This is a genomic window from Stenotrophomonas sp. GZD-301, assembly GCF_049310345.1.
Lineage (GTDB): Bacteria > Pseudomonadota > Gammaproteobacteria > Xanthomonadales > Xanthomonadaceae > Stenotrophomonas.
Window position 1 is genome coordinate 1 of record NZ_JBMOWY010000029.1, and the last position, 18,611, is coordinate 18,611.

General features: G+C 68.4%; 17 protein-coding genes. 6 read left to right on the plus strand and 11 right to left on the minus strand.

Annotated elements, in window-relative coordinates; genetic code table 11:
- Positions 1-265: 265 nt before the first annotated feature.
- The gene (locus ACO6VK_RS07925) at positions 266-748 is read right to left on the minus strand and encodes an Lrp/AsnC family transcriptional regulator (RefSeq protein ID WP_017355505.1); all 483 of its coding nucleotides are present in this window, start codon (positions 746-748) and stop codon (positions 266-268) included.
- Positions 749-875: 127 nt separating this feature from the next.
- On the opposite strand from ACO6VK_RS07925, the gene phhA reads away from it, so the two are divergent.
- On the plus strand, positions 876-1,772 hold the full coding sequence (phhA, locus tag ACO6VK_RS07930; RefSeq protein ID WP_422506422.1) for a phenylalanine 4-monooxygenase: 897 nt from the start codon (positions 876-878) through the stop codon (positions 1,770-1,772).
- Between the two features lie 136 nt (positions 1,773-1,908).
- Here phhA and ACO6VK_RS07935 read toward each other — a convergent pair whose 3' ends face one another.
- From ACO6VK_RS07935 to ACO6VK_RS07980, 10 genes are all read right to left on the minus strand, one after another.
- Positions 1,909-3,015 carry a GDSL-type esterase/lipase family protein gene (locus ACO6VK_RS07935; RefSeq protein WP_422506350.1) on the minus strand — a complete coding sequence of 369 codons (1,107 nt, stop codon included), beginning with the start codon at positions 3,013-3,015 and terminating at the stop codon, positions 1,909-1,911.
- A gap of 159 nt (positions 3,016-3,174) precedes the next feature.
- Entirely contained in the window at positions 3,175-3,930 is a 756-nt protein-coding gene (kduD, locus tag ACO6VK_RS07940) for a 2-dehydro-3-deoxy-D-gluconate 5-dehydrogenase KduD (protein WP_411849378.1), read from the minus strand.
- 66 nt (positions 3,931-3,996) lie between these two features.
- Positions 3,997-4,845: a 5-dehydro-4-deoxy-D-glucuronate isomerase gene (gene kduI / locus ACO6VK_RS07945; protein WP_422506351.1), complete on the minus strand. Its 849-nt coding sequence runs from the start codon at positions 4,843-4,845 to the stop codon at positions 3,997-3,999.
- A 260-nt stretch (positions 4,846-5,105) separates the two neighbouring features.
- Positions 5,106-6,164 (minus strand): LacI family DNA-binding transcriptional regulator, encoded by a 1,059-nt coding sequence (locus ACO6VK_RS07950; protein WP_017355510.1) that lies wholly within the window; start codon positions 6,162-6,164, stop codon positions 5,106-5,108.
- Positions 6,165-6,207: 43 nt separating this feature from the next.
- A complete protein-coding gene (locus ACO6VK_RS07955; protein WP_422506352.1) occupies positions 6,208-7,788 on the minus strand; it encodes a family 43 glycosylhydrolase in 1,581 nt (526 codons plus the stop codon).
- A gap of 39 nt (positions 7,789-7,827) precedes the next feature.
- On the minus strand, positions 7,828-8,988 hold the full coding sequence (gene pelA / locus ACO6VK_RS07960) for a pectate lyase (protein WP_422506353.1): 1,161 nt from the start codon (positions 8,986-8,988) through the stop codon (positions 7,828-7,830).
- Entirely contained in the window at positions 8,961-10,244 is a 1,284-nt protein-coding gene (locus ACO6VK_RS07965; protein ID WP_422506354.1) for a TRAP transporter large permease, read from the minus strand. The genes pelA and ACO6VK_RS07965 overlap by 28 nt, the downstream gene beginning before the upstream one ends.
- Positions 10,245-10,247: 3 nt before the next feature.
- Complete coding sequence (locus tag ACO6VK_RS07970; RefSeq protein WP_422506355.1) at positions 10,248-10,781, minus strand: TRAP transporter small permease; 534 nt, start codon at positions 10,779-10,781, stop codon at positions 10,248-10,250.
- A gap of 12 nt (positions 10,782-10,793) precedes the next feature.
- Positions 10,794-11,798 (minus strand): TRAP transporter substrate-binding protein, encoded by a 1,005-nt coding sequence (locus ACO6VK_RS07975; RefSeq protein WP_422506356.1) that lies wholly within the window; start codon positions 11,796-11,798, stop codon positions 10,794-10,796.
- A gap of 37 nt (positions 11,799-11,835) precedes the next feature.
- Entirely contained in the window at positions 11,836-12,657 is an 822-nt protein-coding gene (locus tag ACO6VK_RS07980) for a 2-keto-4-pentenoate hydratase (protein ID WP_422506357.1), read from the minus strand.
- Between the two features lie 153 nt (positions 12,658-12,810).
- On the opposite strand from ACO6VK_RS07980, the gene ACO6VK_RS07985 reads away from it, so the two are divergent.
- The 5 genes from ACO6VK_RS07985 (at position 12,811) to ACO6VK_RS08005 (ending at position 18,598) form a co-directional block, all read left to right on the plus strand.
- Positions 12,811-13,809 (plus strand): alpha/beta hydrolase, encoded by a 999-nt coding sequence (locus ACO6VK_RS07985; protein WP_422506358.1) that lies wholly within the window; start codon positions 12,811-12,813, stop codon positions 13,807-13,809.
- A 58-nt stretch (positions 13,810-13,867) separates the two neighbouring features.
- Entirely contained in the window at positions 13,868-15,424 is a 1,557-nt protein-coding gene (locus ACO6VK_RS07990; RefSeq protein WP_422506423.1) for a carboxylesterase/lipase family protein, read from the plus strand.
- Entirely contained in the window at positions 15,424-16,287 is an 864-nt protein-coding gene (locus ACO6VK_RS07995) for a rhamnogalacturonan acetylesterase (RefSeq protein ID WP_422506359.1), read from the plus strand. The genes ACO6VK_RS07990 and ACO6VK_RS07995 overlap by 1 nt, the downstream gene beginning before the upstream one ends.
- 115 nt (positions 16,288-16,402) lie before the next feature.
- On the plus strand, positions 16,403-16,996 hold the full coding sequence (locus tag ACO6VK_RS08000; protein WP_422506360.1) for a cysteine dioxygenase: 594 nt from the start codon (positions 16,403-16,405) through the stop codon (positions 16,994-16,996).
- A gap of 762 nt (positions 16,997-17,758) precedes the next feature.
- A complete protein-coding gene (locus ACO6VK_RS08005) occupies positions 17,759-18,598 on the plus strand; it encodes a PhzF family phenazine biosynthesis protein (RefSeq protein ID WP_422506361.1) in 840 nt (279 codons plus the stop codon).
- Positions 18,599-18,611: the final 13 nt, after the last annotated feature.

The following is an 18,611-nucleotide window of genomic DNA, read 5'->3' on the forward strand; positions in this document are numbered from 1 at the left end:
GGTCGGCTGCGCTTCGGCGGGCATCTGAATGCCGCCAGGTAGAGCCGACCGCCGTTGGTCGGCTGCTTTTGATCGGACCATCCGGGCGCCTTGGCGAAGGGCAGCCGACCAACGGTCGGCTCTACCGTTGATCATTCCATCCGGGCGCCTTGGCGAAAAGCAGCCGACCAACGGTCGGCTCTACCTTTGATCATTCCATCCGGGCGCCTTGGCGAAAAGCAGCCGACCAACGGTCGGCTCTACCCGCTGGAACAAGGGCTTGCCCTTATTCCAGCTGTGACAGCGGCAGCGCGCGGAAATCCTTCACGGTGCGCAGCACGAAGCTGGAATTCACGTCGGCCACGCCTGCCGCGTTGAGCAGCTTGTCCAGCAGGAAGCTGGAGAAGTGCTCCAGGTCGCGCACGTAGATGTGCAGCAGGTAGTCCATGTCGCCGGTGAGCGCGTGGCAGGCCACCACCTCATCCCACTCCACCACGCTGTCGGCAAACACGCCGATGGCGTGCTGGTCGTGCTTCTCCAGCTGCACGCGCACGAACGCCTGCAGGCCCAGGCCGATCCGGCGCGGCTCCAGGCGCGCACCGTAGCCGGCGATCACCCCCTCGCTTTCCAGGCGCTGCACGCGGCGCAGGCAGGCCGACGGGGACAGGTTCACGCGCGCGGCCAGCTCGGCGTTGGTGGCGCGGCCATGTTGCTGGATCTCCGCCAGGAGACGCAGATCCGTGCGGTCGAACTGGGCATCTCCGGACATTGCTGCTCCGCAACATTGAATGGACGCAACGATATTGCGCCAATCCGCCATATCCGTGCAACTTTGCAATCCTCTTGCGCGCGCCCTGCCCTAGCATCGACAGATGACTTCCCAGGAGACCACCACGATGGAAACCGCCACCGCCCCGCGCCGCGTCGAACACCAGCAGACCGACAAGGGATACGTGCCGGTCTATACCACCGCCATCGTGGAACAGCCGTGGGACAGCTACACCGCCGATGACCACGCCACCTGGAGCACGCTATACCAGCGCCAGCGTGCGCTGCTGGAAGGGCGTGCCAGCCGGGAGTTCCTGCAGGCGCAGGACGAGATGGGCATGAGCGCGCACATGATTCCGCGCTTCGACCAGCTCAACGAGGTGCTCGGCGCGGCCACCGGCTGGACCCTGGTCGGCGTGGAGGGCCTGCTGCCCGAGCTGGACTTCTTCGACCACCTGGCCAACCGCCGCTTCCCGGTCACCTGGTGGATCCGCCGCCCGGACCAGATCGACTACATCGCCGAACCGGACATGTTCCACGACCTGTTCGGGCACGTGCCGCTGCTGATGAACCCGGTGTTCGCCGACTACATGGCCGCCTACGGCCGCGGCGGCGTCAAAGCGCACGCGATCGGCCCGGAGGCGCTGCAGCACCTCACCCGCCTGTACTGGTACACGGTGGAGTTCGGCCTGATCAACACCGACGAAGGCCTGCGCATCTACGGCGCCGGCATCGTCTCGTCCAAGGGCGAATCGCTGTACTCGCTGGAATCGGACGCGCCCAACCGCATCGGCTTCGATCTGGAGCGGATCATGCGTACCCGCTACCGCATCGATACCTTCCAGAAGACCTACTTCGTCATCGACAGCTACGAGCAGTTGATGGAAGCGACCGCGCCGGACTTCACGCCGATCTATGCGGCGCTGGAAGCGCAGGAGCATCTGCCTGCGGGTGACGTCCAGGACGGCGACCGGGTGTTCCAGAAGGGCACCGGCGAAGGCTGGGCGGACGGCGGCGACGTGTGAGGTAACGCGCCTCCATAAACGCTCAGGCGGTGACGCAACTCACCGGGCTTTTGAAGGTTGCGCACCTATCCTTCAAAAGCTCCTGGAGCATTTGAAGGTTGGCAACGGGTAGCGCCGGGCTCTGCCCGGCTGCTCATCAGCGCGGATACGCCAACAGGACCACCAGATCCTGCTCTCCCACCTGCTGCAGTGCATGCAGGCTGCCCACCCGGGTCAGCAGCGCATCGCCTGCCGCCACGTCGTACTGCCTGCCGTCCAGCACGTAGCTGCCCTGCCCGCTGACGATGTAGTAGATCTCGTCCTTGTGCTGCGGGTGCAGGCCGATGCCCGCGCCCTTGTGCAGCACGCGCTTGCGCAGCACGAACGGCAGGTCAGTGTCGTCGGCGAAGAACGGGTACGCGGTGGTGGGGCCGGGACCGCCATGTGGGCCGGGCTGGGTGATCGCGATGTCGCGTTCGTGCACCACGCGCGAGGGCTTCGCCGGATCGGCGCCCTGCCCTGCGGGCTGGCGCACGTCGCAGTCGATGTCGCGCTTCAACGCAGGCGTCATCGTCGGCTGAAAGGCCACCCAGTCGCGCATCACCAGACAGGCCACTGCGTTGGCACCGGCCACGCTGAAGTGCGTGCCATCGGCCTTGTTCTGCTCGGGCACGAACAGGAAGTACGGTTTGGCGCCCTGCTCGCCCAGTGCACGGATCCAGCGCGTGGAACTGCCGTTGAGATCGATCAGCGCGACCTGCTCGCGGGCAGCCAGCTGCTTGACCGCCTGGGTGTACACACCATGCGTATCCAGCAGCGAACCGAAGTCATACAGCAGCCGCGCCACCGGGGTGATCAGCACCGGCGTGGCGCCCTTGTCGCGGGCCACCTGCACGTAGCGCATCAGGAACTGCGGGTAGGCCGTGGCCGGATCGGTGTAGCGGGTGGGATCTTCGACCTTGGCATCGTTGTGGCCGAACTGGATCAGCAGCACGTCACCGCGCTGCAGCTCGGCGGCGATCGCGTCCAGGCGTTTCTCATCGATGAAGCTGCGCGTGCTGCGGCCGCCCTTGGCGTGGTTGCGCACTTCCCACACCGCCGGATCGAGGTAGCTCTGCAGGGCCTGGCCCCAGCCGGCCTGTGGCGCGCGCTCCGGGCCGTACGCGGCGGCGGTGGAGTCACCGGCAATGAAGACGCGGTGCGGCGCGCACAGCGCGCTGGGGGCCGCCATCAGCAGCGACAGGGACAGCAGCAAACGCAGCATGGTCATGCTCCTTGAGGAAAAGCTGCCGGCCAGCGGCCGGCACTACCGGGGAAGGGAGAGCGGCCGGCACTACCGGGCAGATGGGGGGCCCGAATGACAGATGGGCGCCCAAGGGCGCCCATCGTCTGCCCGCGTGGGCGCATCGTTGGAGGGGGTGGCTTACCGGGCCAGCCAGCCGCCGTCGACCGGAATGACCGAACCGTTGACGTAGTCCGAGGCGCTGGACGCCAGGAACACCGCCGTACCGGCGAGATCTTCCGGCGTGCCCCAGCGGCCGGCCGGAATGCGGTCGAGGATGGACTTGTTGCGGTCCTCGTCGGCGCGCAGCGCGGCGGTGTTGTCGGTGGCCATGTAACCCGGGGCGATCGCGTTGACGTTGATGCCCTTGTTGGCCCACTCGTTGGCCAGCAGGCGGGTGATGCCGGCGATGCCGCTCTTGCTGGCGGTGTACGACGGCACGCGGATGCCACCCTGGAACGACAGCATCGAAGCAATGTTGATGATCTTGCCGCGACCCTGCGCGATGAAGTGGCGGCCGGCCGCCTGCGAGATGAAGAACGCGGACTTGATGTTGACGTTCATCACGTCGTCCCAGTCCTGCTCGCTGAAGTCCACGGCGTCGGCGCGGCGGATCAGGCCGGCATTGTTGACCAGGATGTCCAGGCCACCCAGGCCCTCGACGGTTTCGCGGATGACGCGCTCGACCGGTTCGATGCTGATCAGGTTGGCTTCGATCGCCAGGCAGCGGCGGCCCAGCGCGGTGATCTTGGCGATGGTCTCGGTGGGCGGCGCGATGCCGGCCACGGCGACGTCGGCACCGGCCTGCGCCAGTGCCACCGCGATGCCCTGCCCCAGCCCGGTATTGCCACCGGTGACCAGAGCGACCTTGCCTTCCAGACTGAACGGATTAGCCATTGCGTATGCGGTCCTTTTCAATGCGTAACAGGCGCCGCCCGCACACTGCGGGCGGCGCGCGAGGGGTCACTTGAGCTGGCAGATGTCCAGCACGTGCATGTCGGTGTAATCCAGGTTTTCGCCGCCCATCGCCCAGATGAAGGCGTAGTTGCTGGTGCCGGCGCCCATGTGGATCGACCACGGCGGGGACACCACCGCTTCGTTGTTCTGGATGACGATGTGGCGCTGCGCGTCCGGCTCGCCCATGAAGTGGTACACGCGGTCGTTCTGGCCGAGATCGAAGTAGAAATACACTTCGCTGCGGCGGTCGTGCAGGTGCGGCGGCATGGTGTTCCAGACGCTGCCCGGCTTGAGCACGGTCAGGCCCAGCAGCAGCTGCGAGGACTGGCAGGTGGCCGGCACGATGTACTGGTAGATGGTGCGTTCGTTGCTGGTTTCCAGCGCACCGCGGTCCAGGGCCACTGCGTCCTTGATCGACAGCGCCTTGGTCTCGAAGCGCGCGTGCGCCGGGGTCGAGGCCAGGTAGAACTGCGCCGGGGTGGCGGCATCGTCGGACGCGAACACCACGTCCTCGCTGCCCATCGCCACGTACAGGCCGTCCTTCGGCCCGAGGGTGTAGACGGTGCCGTCCACGGTGACGGTGCCGCTGCCGGCGCCGACATTGATCACGCCCAGCTCGCGGCGCTCCAGGAAGGCATGGCCGGCGGCCGAGGCCGGTTCGGTCTGGCGCGGCAGCGAGACCGGGCCGGTGACCGGGGCGGCACCGCCGAGCACGAAGCGCTCGTAGTGGGTGTACTTCAGCGTCACCGCATCGGCATTGAACAGGCCGTCGAGCAGGTACAGCTCGCGCAGGTCGTCGTTGCTGGCGCCCTTGATGGCGTCGGGATGGGTGGCGTAGTGGGTCTTGCAGTACATGGCGTCTCCAGAGCAGGGGTGGGCCGACGGGTCGGCCCCGGCGCGGTTTCCGATCATTCTAGCCAGATAGGAAACCGGTGTCATTTTGCGGTGCACCGTGGCGGGGCTGGCACCGGCTGAAGGGTGCGTTGGGGGTTGCGGGGGGGTGGGGTTGGGGTTGGGGAGTCACGACTAACAGTCGTGACCTACCGTCGTGACCTACCGTCGTGACCTACCGTCGTGGCCTACCGTCGCGGCCTGCCGGACTGGCGCCTTCGGCGTCAGTCCTCCGGCGGTTGGCAGGAATCGCGGACGATCAGATGCGGGCGCACGCTGGCGATCTGCAGCGCGGCCTGGCCATCGGGCTGGATCAGCATCGCCGCTGCGGTACGCCCGGTGTCACGGGTGTGGCGGCGCACCGAGGTCAGCGACGGCCACAGGCGCGAGGCCAGCGGGCTGTCGTCGTAGCCGATGATCGAGAGCTGGCGCGGAATGTTGATGCCCGCGCGCAGGGCGACCTTGTACACACCGGCCGCCATTTCATCGTTGCCGGTGAAGATCGCGGTCGGGCGCTGCTTGCCCAGCAGCAGCTTCTCGGCCGCAGCCACGCCGGATTCGAAGGTGTAGCCGGCCTCCACGATGCGCGCCGGCGGCAGCTCGATGCCGCGCTGGGCGAGGGCATCGATGAAGCCGGCGGTGCGTTCGTGGGCCGAGCGGTACGCGCTCGGGCCGGTCACCAGCGCGATGTCGCGATGGCCCAGCGACAGCAGGTAATCGGCCGCCTCGGCCGCGCCGTCGCGGTCGTGGGTGACCACCATCTGCGAGGTGTCGTCCAGCGGCAGCGAGGCGATGCGGGTGAAGCGGCAGCCGATCTCATCGAGCATGTCCACCAGCGCCTGGTCTTCCGACGCACGCGGCACCAGGATCACGCCGTGCAGCTTCTGCTGCTGCACGAAGCGGCGCACGCCTTCGATGTAGCCGGGGCTGCGCGAGTCGCACGGGTGTACCACCAGCTCGAAACTGGAGCCGCGCAGCGCGTCGAGCGCGCCGTACTGCATGTCCACGATGTACTGGGCGGTGGGGTTGTCGTACACCATGCCGATCAGGAACGAGCGGCGGAACGCCAGCCCGCGCGCCAGCGGATCGGGCGCGTAGCCGACTTCGCGCATCAGCGCCTCGACCTTCTCGCGCGTGTCCTTACGCACCAGCGGGGAGTTGTTGATGATGCGCGAGACGGTCTTCTTGGATACCCCGGACAGACGCGCGATGTCGTTGATCGTGGCGGCCTTGCCCTTGGTCAATCCGTGCGGGGACGGATCGGTTTTGCTGCGCAATGACATGTCGTTTCGAACCGGGATGAGTCAGGGGATTCTAGCGGCCCTCTCAATCGAGGGCGCGGTAGCGGAAGTTGCGGAAGCGGACCTTGCCGTCGCCGGCGGCATACAGCGCCGGTTTCAGGGCCAGGAACTTCCCGGCCACATTGTGATGGTAGCCGGAGACTTCCATCTGAACCGGGTACTTCTGCCAGGTTTTGCCGTCGGTGCTGGAGTGGATGGTGACGATGTGGCGGTTGTTGGTCACCCGCAGCCACAGCCGGCCGCCGGTGGCGCTGGGGGCCAGGCGGGTAGGGCGCTCCTCGCCGTAGCGGTGCATGATGAACTTCTCGCCGTTGCTGCCCACGCCCACGTACAGGCGGTCGCTGTAGAAGAGCAGGGCGCCGCCGACCGCGCCGGGGGCGATCTCCATCTCCACCTCGAACTGGTAGGCCTTGTCGCCGGCGATGGCGGTCAGCGGCGAGCTGTCGCGCGGGGTTTGGCCCTTGCCCTGCAGCAGCAGGCCCTCGCCACTGAAGTCCAGGCGGCGGTATTCGTCCTGCGCCGGGTTGAAGAAGGACCACTGCGCGCCTAGCGCCGGGCCGGCGAAGGTGTCCGACAGCGCCATCCCATGCGCGCCTACCGAGCTCCCGGAGGGCTTGGCCAGCGGCTGGCCGAGGTCGCCGCCCTTGGCCACGAACCAGCCGTCGGCGGTCCACTCGATCGGCTCCAGCAGCGCCTGGCGGCCCAGCGTCCAGTACCCGTTCTCGTAGCCGTGGTACATCATCCACCAGCGCCCGTCGGTGCCCTCGATCACGGTGGCATGCCCACGCGACCACCACGGCTCGGCGGCCGAGCGGGTGCGCATGATCGGGTTGTTCGGCGCATTCACCCACGGCCCGTGGATCGAGCGCGAGCGCGCGGTGATCACCATGTGGCCGGTCGGCGGGCCGGCGGTGCCGCCCACGGCGGTGGTCATGTAGTACCAGCCATCGCGGAAATTGATCTTCGGTCCTTCCTGCGCGTACGCCTCCACATCCCAGCTTTCCGGGTACTTCCAGCCGTCGTAGACGTGCTTGGGCGTACCGGCCACGCTGAGGCCGTCGTCGGCCAGCTGCACGTAGTCGCCGCCGCTCAGGAACAGGTAGCGTTTGCCGTCTTCACCCACCGCATGGCCCGGATCGATGTAGCCGCCCAGGCCGATGTCGATCGGCTCGCTCCACGGGCCCTTGATGCTGTCGGCCCAGACCACGAAGTTGCTGCGGTGCTCGCCGGTGCGGGCGGGGAAATAGATGTAGTAGCGGCTGCCGTGCTTGACGATGTCCGGCGCCCAGATCGCGCCCACGTTCTTTGTGATGGCGTGGCCCAGCGGCTGCCAGTTGACCAGGTCGCGCGAGTGCCAGATCGGCAACCCGGGATAGGCGTCGAAGGACGACAGCGTCAGGTAGTAGTCCTCGCCGTCCTTGAGCACCGACGGGTCGGGGCGGTCGCCGGCGAACACCGGATTGAGGAAGGTGCCGTTGCCCAGGTCGGCCTGGCGCTGGTTCTCGATGCCGCGCGTCCAGGCGGTGGACGGCTCGGCCGCATGGCCGGCGCCGGCCAGCAGCAGGCAGGCGGTGGCGATGCTCGCCAGGGTCTTCCTCAGATGCATCCGTTCTCTCCCGATGGGTGGATCGTGGGCCGGCCGCGCTCAGCGCGTGCCGGTCCGGGCAAGGCGCTGCTGCCAGCGCGGGTAGTCGGTGGCGATCAGCGCCTGTGGCCAGGTGCCGTACCAGTGGTAGCCGGTGCGGCGCTCGCGCGGCACCTGGTCGAAGCGCGCCACGCGCTCCCCCTCGCGGTTGGCCAGCACCACCGTGCTGTCGCGCAGGTCGTGGAAGCGGCCCCACAGCAGTGGTGCGCCGGGATCGTCCACCAGGCGGCGGTCGATCGTGCTGCGGTGATGCTGGAACTGCTCTGGCGCGGCCTCGAACGTCTCCAGGCGCACGCCCTGCAGCGCGTGCGCCTGGAACCACGCCATCGCCCCGTCGACCGCCGCGATCACCTCCGGCGACGGGTCGGGAATGGACATCAGGTAGCGCACCACACCCACGCTTTCATCGACCACCAGCGCCGGCAGCTCGAAGCGGCGCCCCTGTGCGGGCTGCAGCGTGGTCGGGTCGTACTGCCCGGCCCAGAGCGTCAGCACATCGCCCTGGCGCACCTGCAGGCGCAGCACGCAGGCATCGCCCTGCTGCACGGCACGGTCGACGCCGGCGCGCTGGTCGGCATCGATGAAGGCGAAGACCGGGTCCTGCTGCACCCGCCGCAGCGTGGTCAGCACGCCGCTGGTGACGTCGTCAGCGAAGGTCACATGCCCGTGATACGCGGTGCGTGCGGGCACAGAATGCGGCCATCCGCCGCAGGCGGGGATCTGCTCGGCAAGGATGAACGCCAGCCCGCGTACGGCGGCCTGGCGGTAGCGCGCATCGCCGCTGCGGTCGAAGGCCTGTGCCAGGTAGGCGACCTGGGTATGGATGTTGCGGTTGTCGAAGCTGCCGCCGGCGGTGGACTGCGCGGCCACCACCTCGGCCCGCGCACGCTCATCCAGGATCCGCTGCGGGTCCTGGTTGACCGCCCAGCCACCCCCCTGGTGCTGCAGCAGCACCAGGTTGTCGGCGATCTCCCGGTACTGGTCGGGGCGATAGCGCGGATAGTCCGTGCCATGCCCGCTCTGCCAGTGGTTGATCGCATCCTGGAAGGCACGCAGCGGAATGTCCTGCGCCTGCGCGGCAGATGCGGCGCAGGGCAGGGCGATCAGCAGCAGGGCGGCAACGCGCCGCATGATCAGGCGCGCAGCAGGGCCGGCAGCCACAGCGACAGCTCCGGGAAGAAGGTGACGATCATCAGCACGCCCAGGGCGGCAAACCAGAACGGCCAGATCGAGCGCATGCTCTCGCCCACGGTGATCTTGCCGATCGAGGTGCCGATGAACAGCACCGAGCCCACCGGCGGCGTCACCAGCCCCAGGCCACCGGTCAGTACCAGCACCAGGCCGAAGTGGATCGGATCGATGCCATAGGCCTTGGCCACCGGCAGGAAGATCGGCGTGCAGATCAGGATCATCGGCGCCAGATCCATGAAGGTGCCCAGCAGCAGCAGCATCACCACGATCATCAGCAGCACCATGAACTTGCTGTGCGCGAAGGACTGCAGGAAGTCCACCGCGGCCGCCGGCACTTCCAGGTAGGCCAGCAGCCAGCCGAACACCGCCGCGGTGGCGATCACGAACAGGATCACGCCGGTGCTGCGCGCGGCATGGGTGACGGTGCCGAGGAACTCGCGCCAGTTGAGCTGGCGGTACAGCACCGTGGTGACCAGCAGTGCGTAGACCACGGCGATGGCCGCGCTCTCCACGGCGGTGAAGATGCCGGCACGGATACCGACGAAGATCAGCGCGACCAGGCCCAGGCCGGGCAGGGCGGAGACCAGCCGCAGTGCCACCGCACGCCAGCCGGGAAACACCTCCACGCCATAGCCGCGACGCCGCGCGACCACGTAACCGGTGACCATCAGCGCCAGCGTCATCAGCAGCGCCGGGGCGATGCCGGCCGCGAACAGATCGGCAATCGACAGCCCGCCACCGGCCGCGGCCGAGAACAGGATGAGGTTGTGCGACGGCGGTACCAGCAATGCCACCAGCGCGGCGGTGATGCTGACGTTGACGGCGAAGTCGCGGTCATAACCGCGCTTGACCATCTGCGGGATCATCGTGCCGCCAACCGCCGACACGTCGGCGATGGCCGAACCAGACACGCCACCGAAGAACAGCGAGGACAGGATCGAGACCTGGCCCAGGCCACCGCGCAGGCGCCCGACCAGCGAGGACGCCAACGAGATCAGGCGCTCGGAGATGCCCCCGCGCATCATGATTTCACCGGCGAAGATGAACAGTGGAATGGCGATCAACGACGCAGACCCGGTGCCGGCGGAGATCTGCTGGACCAGCACCAGCGTGGGCAGGTCCAGGTACCACAGCGTTGCCAGCGCGGCGGCGGCCAACGCATAGGCCACCGGCACGCCGAGCAGCAGCAGCACCGCGAAGACGGTGAAAAGAATCGTAATACCCATGACTCAGCGGTCTCCTTCTGCGTCGGCAACCGGCGGTTGCGCGGCCTGCACCATCTGGTTGAGCGCGAACACCGCCATCAGTGCGCCGCCGATCGACAGCGGCAGGTAGTTGATGCTCTGCGGCAGCGTGGCGCCGGCGGTCTTGATGTCCAGCCCATCGAGCAGCAGCACGGCCGCCCACCAGGCGATCACCGCGCCAAGCACCACCACCACCAGCGCGGCGAACATGTCCACCGCGCGGCGCAGGCCCGGGCCCATGTGCGCGGCCAGCAGGAAGAAGCCGAAGTGGCGGCGCGTGTGCACGCCGGTGGCCGCGCCCAGGCTCATGGCCGTGGCCAGCAGCAGCAGGGTCACCGGCTCGGTCCAGCTGGGCGAATCGTTGATCACGTAGCGGGCAAACACCTGCCAGCCCTGCACCACCACCAGCCCCAGCAGGGCGGCAACGGCAATGTAGATGGCCACGTCGGCGATACGGTCAAGCGCGCGCTGCGGCGCCGAACGCAGGTCGGCGGAAGTGTCGGAAATCGGGTCGGACATCGCAGCAGGGCCTCAGGCGAAGTCGCGGATGCGACGGGTGAGGGCGGCCAGCTCCGGCTGCTGCAGGTACTGCTGCAGCAACGGGTCGGCGGCCTTGCGGAAGGCCGGCATGTCGACCTGGTTGAAGCGGATGCCGAAGTCGGCAACGGCCTGGCGGGCCGTGTTTTCCGAGGCATCCCACTGGTCGCGCATCACCTGCACCGATTCGCGCGCGGTCTCGATCACCAGGGTGCGGTCGGCCGGGCTCAGCGCATCGAAGCTCTGCCGCGACATCAGCAGCACGTCCGGCGCATACGAATGGTCGCTCTGCGACCAGTAATGCGCCGCTTCGAAGTGGCGGCTGGAGTGGAAGCTGCGCATGTTGTTTTCCGCACCGTCGATCATGTGCGTTTCCATGCCCGAGAAGGTGTCGCCCAGCGACATCGGCGTCGGGTTGGCGCCGAGCAGGCGCATCAGCTGGATGAAGATGTCCGAAGACGCCACGCGCAGCTTGAGGCCGTGCAGGTCCTTGGGTTCCACGATCGGGTGCTTGGTGTTGTAGAAGCAGCGCGCGCCGGAATCGTAGATCGCCAGGCCGACCAGGTCGCGGCGCTCGAAGCCCTGCAGCACCGTGTCGGCCACGCCGCCGTCGAGCGCGCGGCGCATGTGCGCCACCGACTCGAACACGTAGGGCAGGCACAGCCCCTGGGTCAGCGGAAAGGCGTTGTTGAGCGCGCCGGAATACACGCGGGTGATGTCGATGGCACCGAAGCGGGCCATATCGATCGCTTCGGATTCGCGGCCGAGCTGGCCGGAGTGATACTGGCGCAGGCGCAGCCGGCCGCCGGTCTTTTCCTCGAGCGTCCTGCCGATCCACTTCACCGCGGTCACGGTCGGGTAGTCGGCCACATGGACGTCGGTGGCGGTCAACAGCTGCGCACCGGCCGGTGCGGCATTGGACGACCGTGAGCAGGCCGTCAGTGCGGGCACGGCAAGCGCGCCCAGACCGGTGGCCATGAAACTTCTGCGAGTGAACATCTGCGCCCTCCCAAGCGTGCTCGCCATGTCCGCGCGGTTACCCGGCGGCGATGGCCTTGCAGGTAATGTCGCCGTAGCCGGCGAAACGGATCAATGCCTGTTGGCCCACGGCAATGTCATGGATGCCGGTGGCGTTGCCGCTGGCGATCAGGTCGCCGGCCTTGAGCGGGCGGCCGCGTTGGGCCGAGCGCGCCAGCGCGAACGCATAGGCGGTGCGCAGGCCACCGGGCAGCAGGGTCGCACCACCGGTCCCGACCACCTCGCCCTCGATGCGGGTTTCCGCACGCAGGTCGGCGTCGTCCAGCGCGGTCCAGTCCGGGATCTCGGCGCCGAGCACCAGGCCGTTGTTGTTGCCGAAGTCGGACACCACCACGCGCGGGCCGAGCTTGTTGATGGTGGCGAGCGGGCTGCTGGCCACTTCCACGCCGATGAACAGCCGGGCGGGCAGCGCTTCGGCTTCCTCCGGGGTCCAGTGCAGCTTGTCGGCCGGGGCGTCCTGCTCGAGCTGGATCACGAACTCGGCCTCGACCGCGCCGAAGCCGCCGACGAACACCGGAATGTCCACTGTTCCACCGGTAGCATTCCAGAGCCGACGCGAGAAAATCGGGCCCAGCAGCCGGTCGTCGCCGGACCCATCGCGGCGCTCGGCGGCGATGTAACCCACTTTCCAGCCCACCACGCGGTCGTCCCAGAGATCGATGGCCTGGTCCTGCACACGGTAGGCCGTGAGCAGATCGTCGGGGATATCACCCGGAAAATCGGCCAACGCCTGCCCTTGCTGGCGGGCACTGACGAACGCGCGGGCGATCTCGCCCAACCCCTGGTCTGGCAGGTCCTGTTTGCCCTGGTCGTTGCTCAAGCGGGTCTCCCGATGATTTGTTGCACTGCCAATCGACAGCGCTTGGATGTGCTGTATATGGTAAACCGGTGTCATTGGCAATGTGCAGCGCGTCAGAATCGCGTCGGCAGGGCACGATGACCGTTCCCCACCCCTGCAGAAGGACGTTTGCGGATGCCGCGCGCCGTAGTGATGCCGTTGCTGGCCGGCTGGTTGCTGATTGCCGGGCTGTGCCTTCCCCTCCACGCCGCCGAGCGCGCGGACGCCACTGAGCCGGCCGCGGGCAGCCCGGACCGCCTCGCGCTGTGGCCGGCCGGCCAGGTGCCCGGCGAACAGGGCCCGCCGCGCGTACCCAACGTGATCGAGCGCAGCACCGATCCGGCGTTGCCGGACCGCTACATCGACGACGTCGATGCGCCCTACCTGGTGGTCTACCGGCCGGCGCACCCCAACGGTACCGGCCTGCTGGTCATTCCCGGCGGCGGCTACCAGCGCATCGTGCTGGACAAGGAAGGCACCGCACTGGTGCCGGCATTCGCCGCGCAGGGCGGGGTCACGCTGTTCGTGCTGCGCTACCGGCTGCCGGCCGGGCGCAGTGATCGACAGGCGGCGCTGGCCGACGCGCAGCGCGCGATGCGGGTGATCCGTGCCGGGGCAGCGCGCTGGCAGCTCGATCCGGCACGCATCGGCGTGATGGGCTTCTCCGCCGGTGGCCATGTGGCCGCGCGGCTGAGCAACGGTTTCGATGCGCCGGTCTATCCGCCTCGCGATGCCATCGATGCACTGAGTGCACGGCCCGATGTCGCGCTGCTGATCTACCCGGTGATCGACATGGGCCCGCATGCGCACACCGGCTCGCGCGAGCGTCTGCTCGGGCCGCACCCCGATGCCGCGCTGGAAGCGCAGTTCTCGATGCAGACGCAGGTCCGCGCGGACACGCCGCCCACCTTCCTGGTGCACGCACAGGACGACAGCGTGGTCTCCGTGCACAACAGCCTGGTCTATTACCAGGCGCTGCTGCGCGCCGGCGTGTCCGCCGAGATGCATCTGTTCCCGTTCGGCGGCCACGGCTTCGGCGTGCGCATTCCTGCCGGTTCAACCGTTGCGCAGTGGCCCGACCTGGCCCTGCGCTGGATACCTTCGCGCCACACGGAGCCTGCGCGCCATGACTGAGTCCCCCGCCGATCTGCAACGGCGTCGTTTCCTGCGCGACAGCGCGCGCTATGCACTGATGCTGGGCGCCACCAGCCTGCCGCTGCTGCCGGCCTTCGCCGGCGTACCGGGTCCGCGCCACGACGCCGCACCGCTGGCGCGCGTGCGCGGTGGCCGCCTGCGCGGGCAACTGGAGCAGGGGGTGAATGTGTTCCGCGGCATTCCCTACGGCGCCGATACCGCGCCCAGGCGTTTTCAGCCGGCCGTGCAGGAAGCCGCGTGGCGCGGTGTGCGCGACGCGCTGGCGTACGGCAATGCGGCCCCGCAGGGCGGCAGCGAAGGACCGGGCAGCGAAGACTGCCTGTTCCTCAACGTGTGGACACCGGCCCTGCGCGATGGCGGCAAGCGGCCGATCCTGTTCTACATCCACGGCGGCGCCTACAACAACGGCTCCGGCAGCGATCCGCTGTACGACGGCAGCGCGCTGTGCCGGCGCGGCGACGTGGTGGTGGTGACCGTCAACCATCGGCTCAACGTGTTTGGCTACCTGTATCTGGCGCAGCTGGGCGATGCACGCTTCGCCGCGTCGGGCAACGTCGGCCAGCTCGATCTGGTGCAGGCGCTGCAGTGGGTACGCCAGCACGCGGCGGAGTTCGGCGGCGACGCGGACAACATCACCGTGTTCGGCCAGTCCGGTGGCGGCGCCAAGATCGCCACGCTGATGGCCATGCCGGCCGCACGCGGGCTGTTCCAGCGCGCGTGGACCATGAGTGGTCAGCAGGTCACCGCCGCAGGCCCGCGAGCGGCCACCCAGCGCGCGCAGATCGCGATGCAGGCGGTGCGCGCGGCCAATGCAGATGCGCTGCGCACGATGCCGATGGAGGCGCTGCTGGCTGCCACCCGCGCGCGCGATCCGTCGCGGGTGGAGAACAGCAGCCTGTATGTGGGGCCCGTACTGGACGGACACGTGCTGCCGACGCATCCGTTCTGGCCGGACGCGCCGGCGCAGTCGGCCGGCATTCCGATGGTGATCGGCAACACGCACGATGAAACCCGCGCCTTCCTCGGCAACGACCCGGCCAACTTCGCGCTGACCTGGGAAACCTTGCCGGCCAAGCTGGAGAAGGAGCAGTACGTCGATCTGCTGCCGGCGGTGGTGATCGCCGAATACCGCCGCCTGTATCCGCACTACACGCCCTCGGACGTGTTCTTCGCCGCCACCACCGCCGGACGCTCGTGGCGCGGCGCGGTGGAGGAGCTGGAGGCACGTGCGCGGCAGGGTGCGCCCACCTGGGCCTACCAGCTGGACTGGGGCTCACCGCTGGATGGCGGCAGGCTCGGTGCCTTCCACACGCTCGACATCCCGCTGGTGTTCGACACCACCGGCCAACCCGGCTCCCGCACCGGCGATGGCGACGAGGCCACGCGCGTGGCGGCCACGATGAGCGCGGCGCTGATTGCCTTTGCCCGCCACGGCGACCCCAACCATGCGGCGCTGCCGCGCTGGGCACCCTATTCGCTCGCCCGCCGCGAAACGATGCTGTTCGATGCCACCTCGCGGCAGGCCGACGACCCGCGCGGTGGCGAGCGTCGTCTGTACCAGCAGGCCCCCTTCATTCAACGAGGCACGTTCTGATGCGATGGATGTCCTGGCTGCTGGGCAGCGCGCTGTTCGGCCTGGTGAGCGTGGCGCAGGCCGCCGTGGACCCGGCGGTGCTGGACCGCCCGGCCCCGACCCCGATCCGCGCCGGCAAGATCGTGCTTGTCGGCGATTCCACCACGGCGGTGCAGGGCGGCTGGGGGCCGGCATTCTGCGCCCGCCATGTCACCTCGTTTCTGACCTGCACCAACCTGGCGCGCGGTGGACGCAGCACCTACAACTACCGCGCCGAGGGCTCGTGGGCGCTGGCCGAGGCGGAAATGCGCACGCCGGGCTATGCGACGACCTGGGTGCTGGTGCAGTTCGGCCACAACGACCAGCCGGGCAAGCCAGGCCGCTCCACCGACCTGCAGCGCGAGTTTCCGGACAACCTGCGCCGCTACGTGCGCGAGATCCGTGCGGCGGGCGCACAGCCGGTGCTGCTGACGCCATTGACCCGCCGGCAGTTCGCCGAGGGCGTGTTGATCGACGACCTGGCGCCGTGGGCCGACGCGGTGCGTGCGGTGGCCCGCGAGCTGGACGTGCCGCTGGTCGACCTGCACGCGCGCAGCCGCGCGGTGGTGCAGGCGCTCGGCCCGGTCGGCGCAATGCCGCTGGCGCAGGCCGCCGCCAGCCCGGCGCAGGTCAGCGCCGCGCTGGGCGGCACCACGGTCGGCGCAGCCCCGGTCGCGGGTGCACCGGCGGTGCAGAACAACGCCGTGGCCGAGCCGATGGGCCAGGCCAAGGTGGCCTTCGACTACACCCATCTGGGGCCGGACGGCGCGGCGGTGTTCGCCACGCTGGTCACTGCCGAACTGGCGCGGGAAGTGCCGGCGCTGCGGTCGATGCTGATTCCCTGATCGATAGGTGCGCCAAACCAAAATCGGCGAAGTGATCGCTATTTCGCGCATCGTTGCGCAATGGCCGTGATTTGAGTCAAACACGCCGTTGACGCGGATCGCCTAGACTGGGGGCATGCAAGAGCAACTGACTCCGTTTCCGCCGTTTCATGGCCGTGATCGACTGATCGCGGCCATCGACCACGCGGTGCAGCACGACGACGCGCATCGGATCGCCGCCACCCTGCGTGGCGCGCTGTGTGATGCCATCGCCGACAGCCGCATCCAGTTGCCTGCGTGCGTACACCGTCCGATCGCCGACCATTACGCGCGGCGCGAGCTGTACCGCAGCAGCGCGCACGGCTACAGCATCGTGGCGATGAGCTGGGGACCGGGCCAGGGCACGCCGCTGCACGACCACAGCGGTCTGTGGTGCGTGGAAGGGGTGTGGCTGGGGCAGCTGGAGATCACCCAGTACCAGCTGCTGGAACGCGATGGCGAGCGCTTCCGATTCCGCGCCGAGCCCGCGATCGTCGGCGACTGCGGCAGCGCCGGCAGCCTGATCCCGCCACACGAGTACCACACCATCCGCAACACCAGCGACGACGACCTTGCCATCTCGGTGCATGTCTACGAAGGCGAGATGACCCGCAGCGCCATCTTCGAACCCGACGGCACGCAAGGCTGGTACCAGCGCCGGCTGCAGGTCATGGAAACCGACGCCGCCTAGGTCTCCAATGGGGCGTTGTAGAGCCGACCTCTGGTCGGCTTCGCGCGCAGCGCGCAGGTTTTCCGTCATCGGAACGGAGAGCAGCCGACCAACGGTCGGCTCTACCAGGGCGTTGTAGAGCCGACCTCTGGTCGGCTATCGCGCGCAGCGCGCGGGTTTTCCGTCATCGGAACGGAGAGCAGCCGACCAACGGTCGGCTCTACCAGGGCGTTGTAGAGCCGACCTCTGGTCGGCTATCGCGCGCAGCGCGCGGGTTTTCCGTCATCGGAACGAAGAGCAGCCGACCAACGGTCGGCTCTACCAGGGCGTTGTAGAGCCGACCTCTGGTCGGCTATCGCGCGCAACGCGCGGGTTTTCCGTCATCGGAACGAAGAGCAGCCGACCAACGGTCGGCTCTACCCGTACGTGTGCAGAACCCCCCGTAGAGCCGACCTCTGGTCGGCTTCGCGCGCAGCGCGCAGGTTTTCCGTCATCGGAACGGAGAGCAGCCGACCAACGGTCGGCTCTACCCGTGCGTGTGCAGTACCCCCGTAGAGCCGACCTCTGGTCGGCTTCGCGCGCAGCGCGCAGGTTTTGCGTTGTCGGAACGAAGGGCAGCCGACCAACGGTCGGCTCTACCAGGGCACGCGCAGTCCTCTGGTCGGCTTCGCGCGCAGCGCGCGGGTTTTGCGTCATCGGAGCGAAGAGCAGCCGACCAACGGTCGGCTCTACCCCCCCGTAGAGCCAGGCGAGAATGACTCACCCCCCGCGCAGGAGCGCCCCATGTCCCTCCACCCCTTCTTGCAGATCGACGTCTTCAGCACCGACCCGCTGCTGGGCAACCCGCTGGCCGTGGTGCTGCAGGCCGATGCGCTGAGCGAGGCGCGCATGGCGGCCTTTGCGCGCTGGACCAACCTGAGCGAGACCACCTTTGTCTCGGCGCCAACCGACCCACGTGCCGATTACCGGGTGCGCATCTTCACCACATTGGGTGAACTGCCGTTCGCCGGGCATCCCACCCTGGGCAGTTGCCATGCGTGGCTGGCCAATGGCGGCGTGCCACGCGACGTGGAAATCGTGCAGGAGTGCGGGATCGGGTTGGTGCGCATCCGCCGGGATGCATCCGGGTTGGCATTTGAAGCGCCCCCGTTGCGGCGCGAGGGGCCGCTGGAGCCCGCGCTGCGGGAGCGCATACGGACAGGGCTGGGCGTTGCCGCCGATGACCTGGTGGATGCGCAGTGGGTCGACAACGGTCCACCGTGGCTGGCGCTGCGTCTGCGCAGTCGTGCGGCGGTGTTGGCCGTGCGACCCGACTACGTCGCGCTGGAAGGATGGATGGTGGGCGTGTTCGCGGCGTGCGATGCGGGCGACGGTGTGGACACGCAGTTCGAGTCGCGCGTCTTCATTGCCGGTGAGGCCGCGCCGGAGGACCCGGTGACCGGCAGCCTCAATGCGGGTATTGCACGGTGGCTGCTGCGCGAAGGCGGCGTGCCCGACCGGTATGTGATCGGCCAGGGCACGGTGTTGGGCCGGGCCGGGCGGGTACAGGTGGAGCGGGTGGGGGACACGCTATGGATCGGCGGTGCGTGCGTGACCTGCATTGAGGGTTCGGTGACGTTGTAGGCGGCATGGCGGT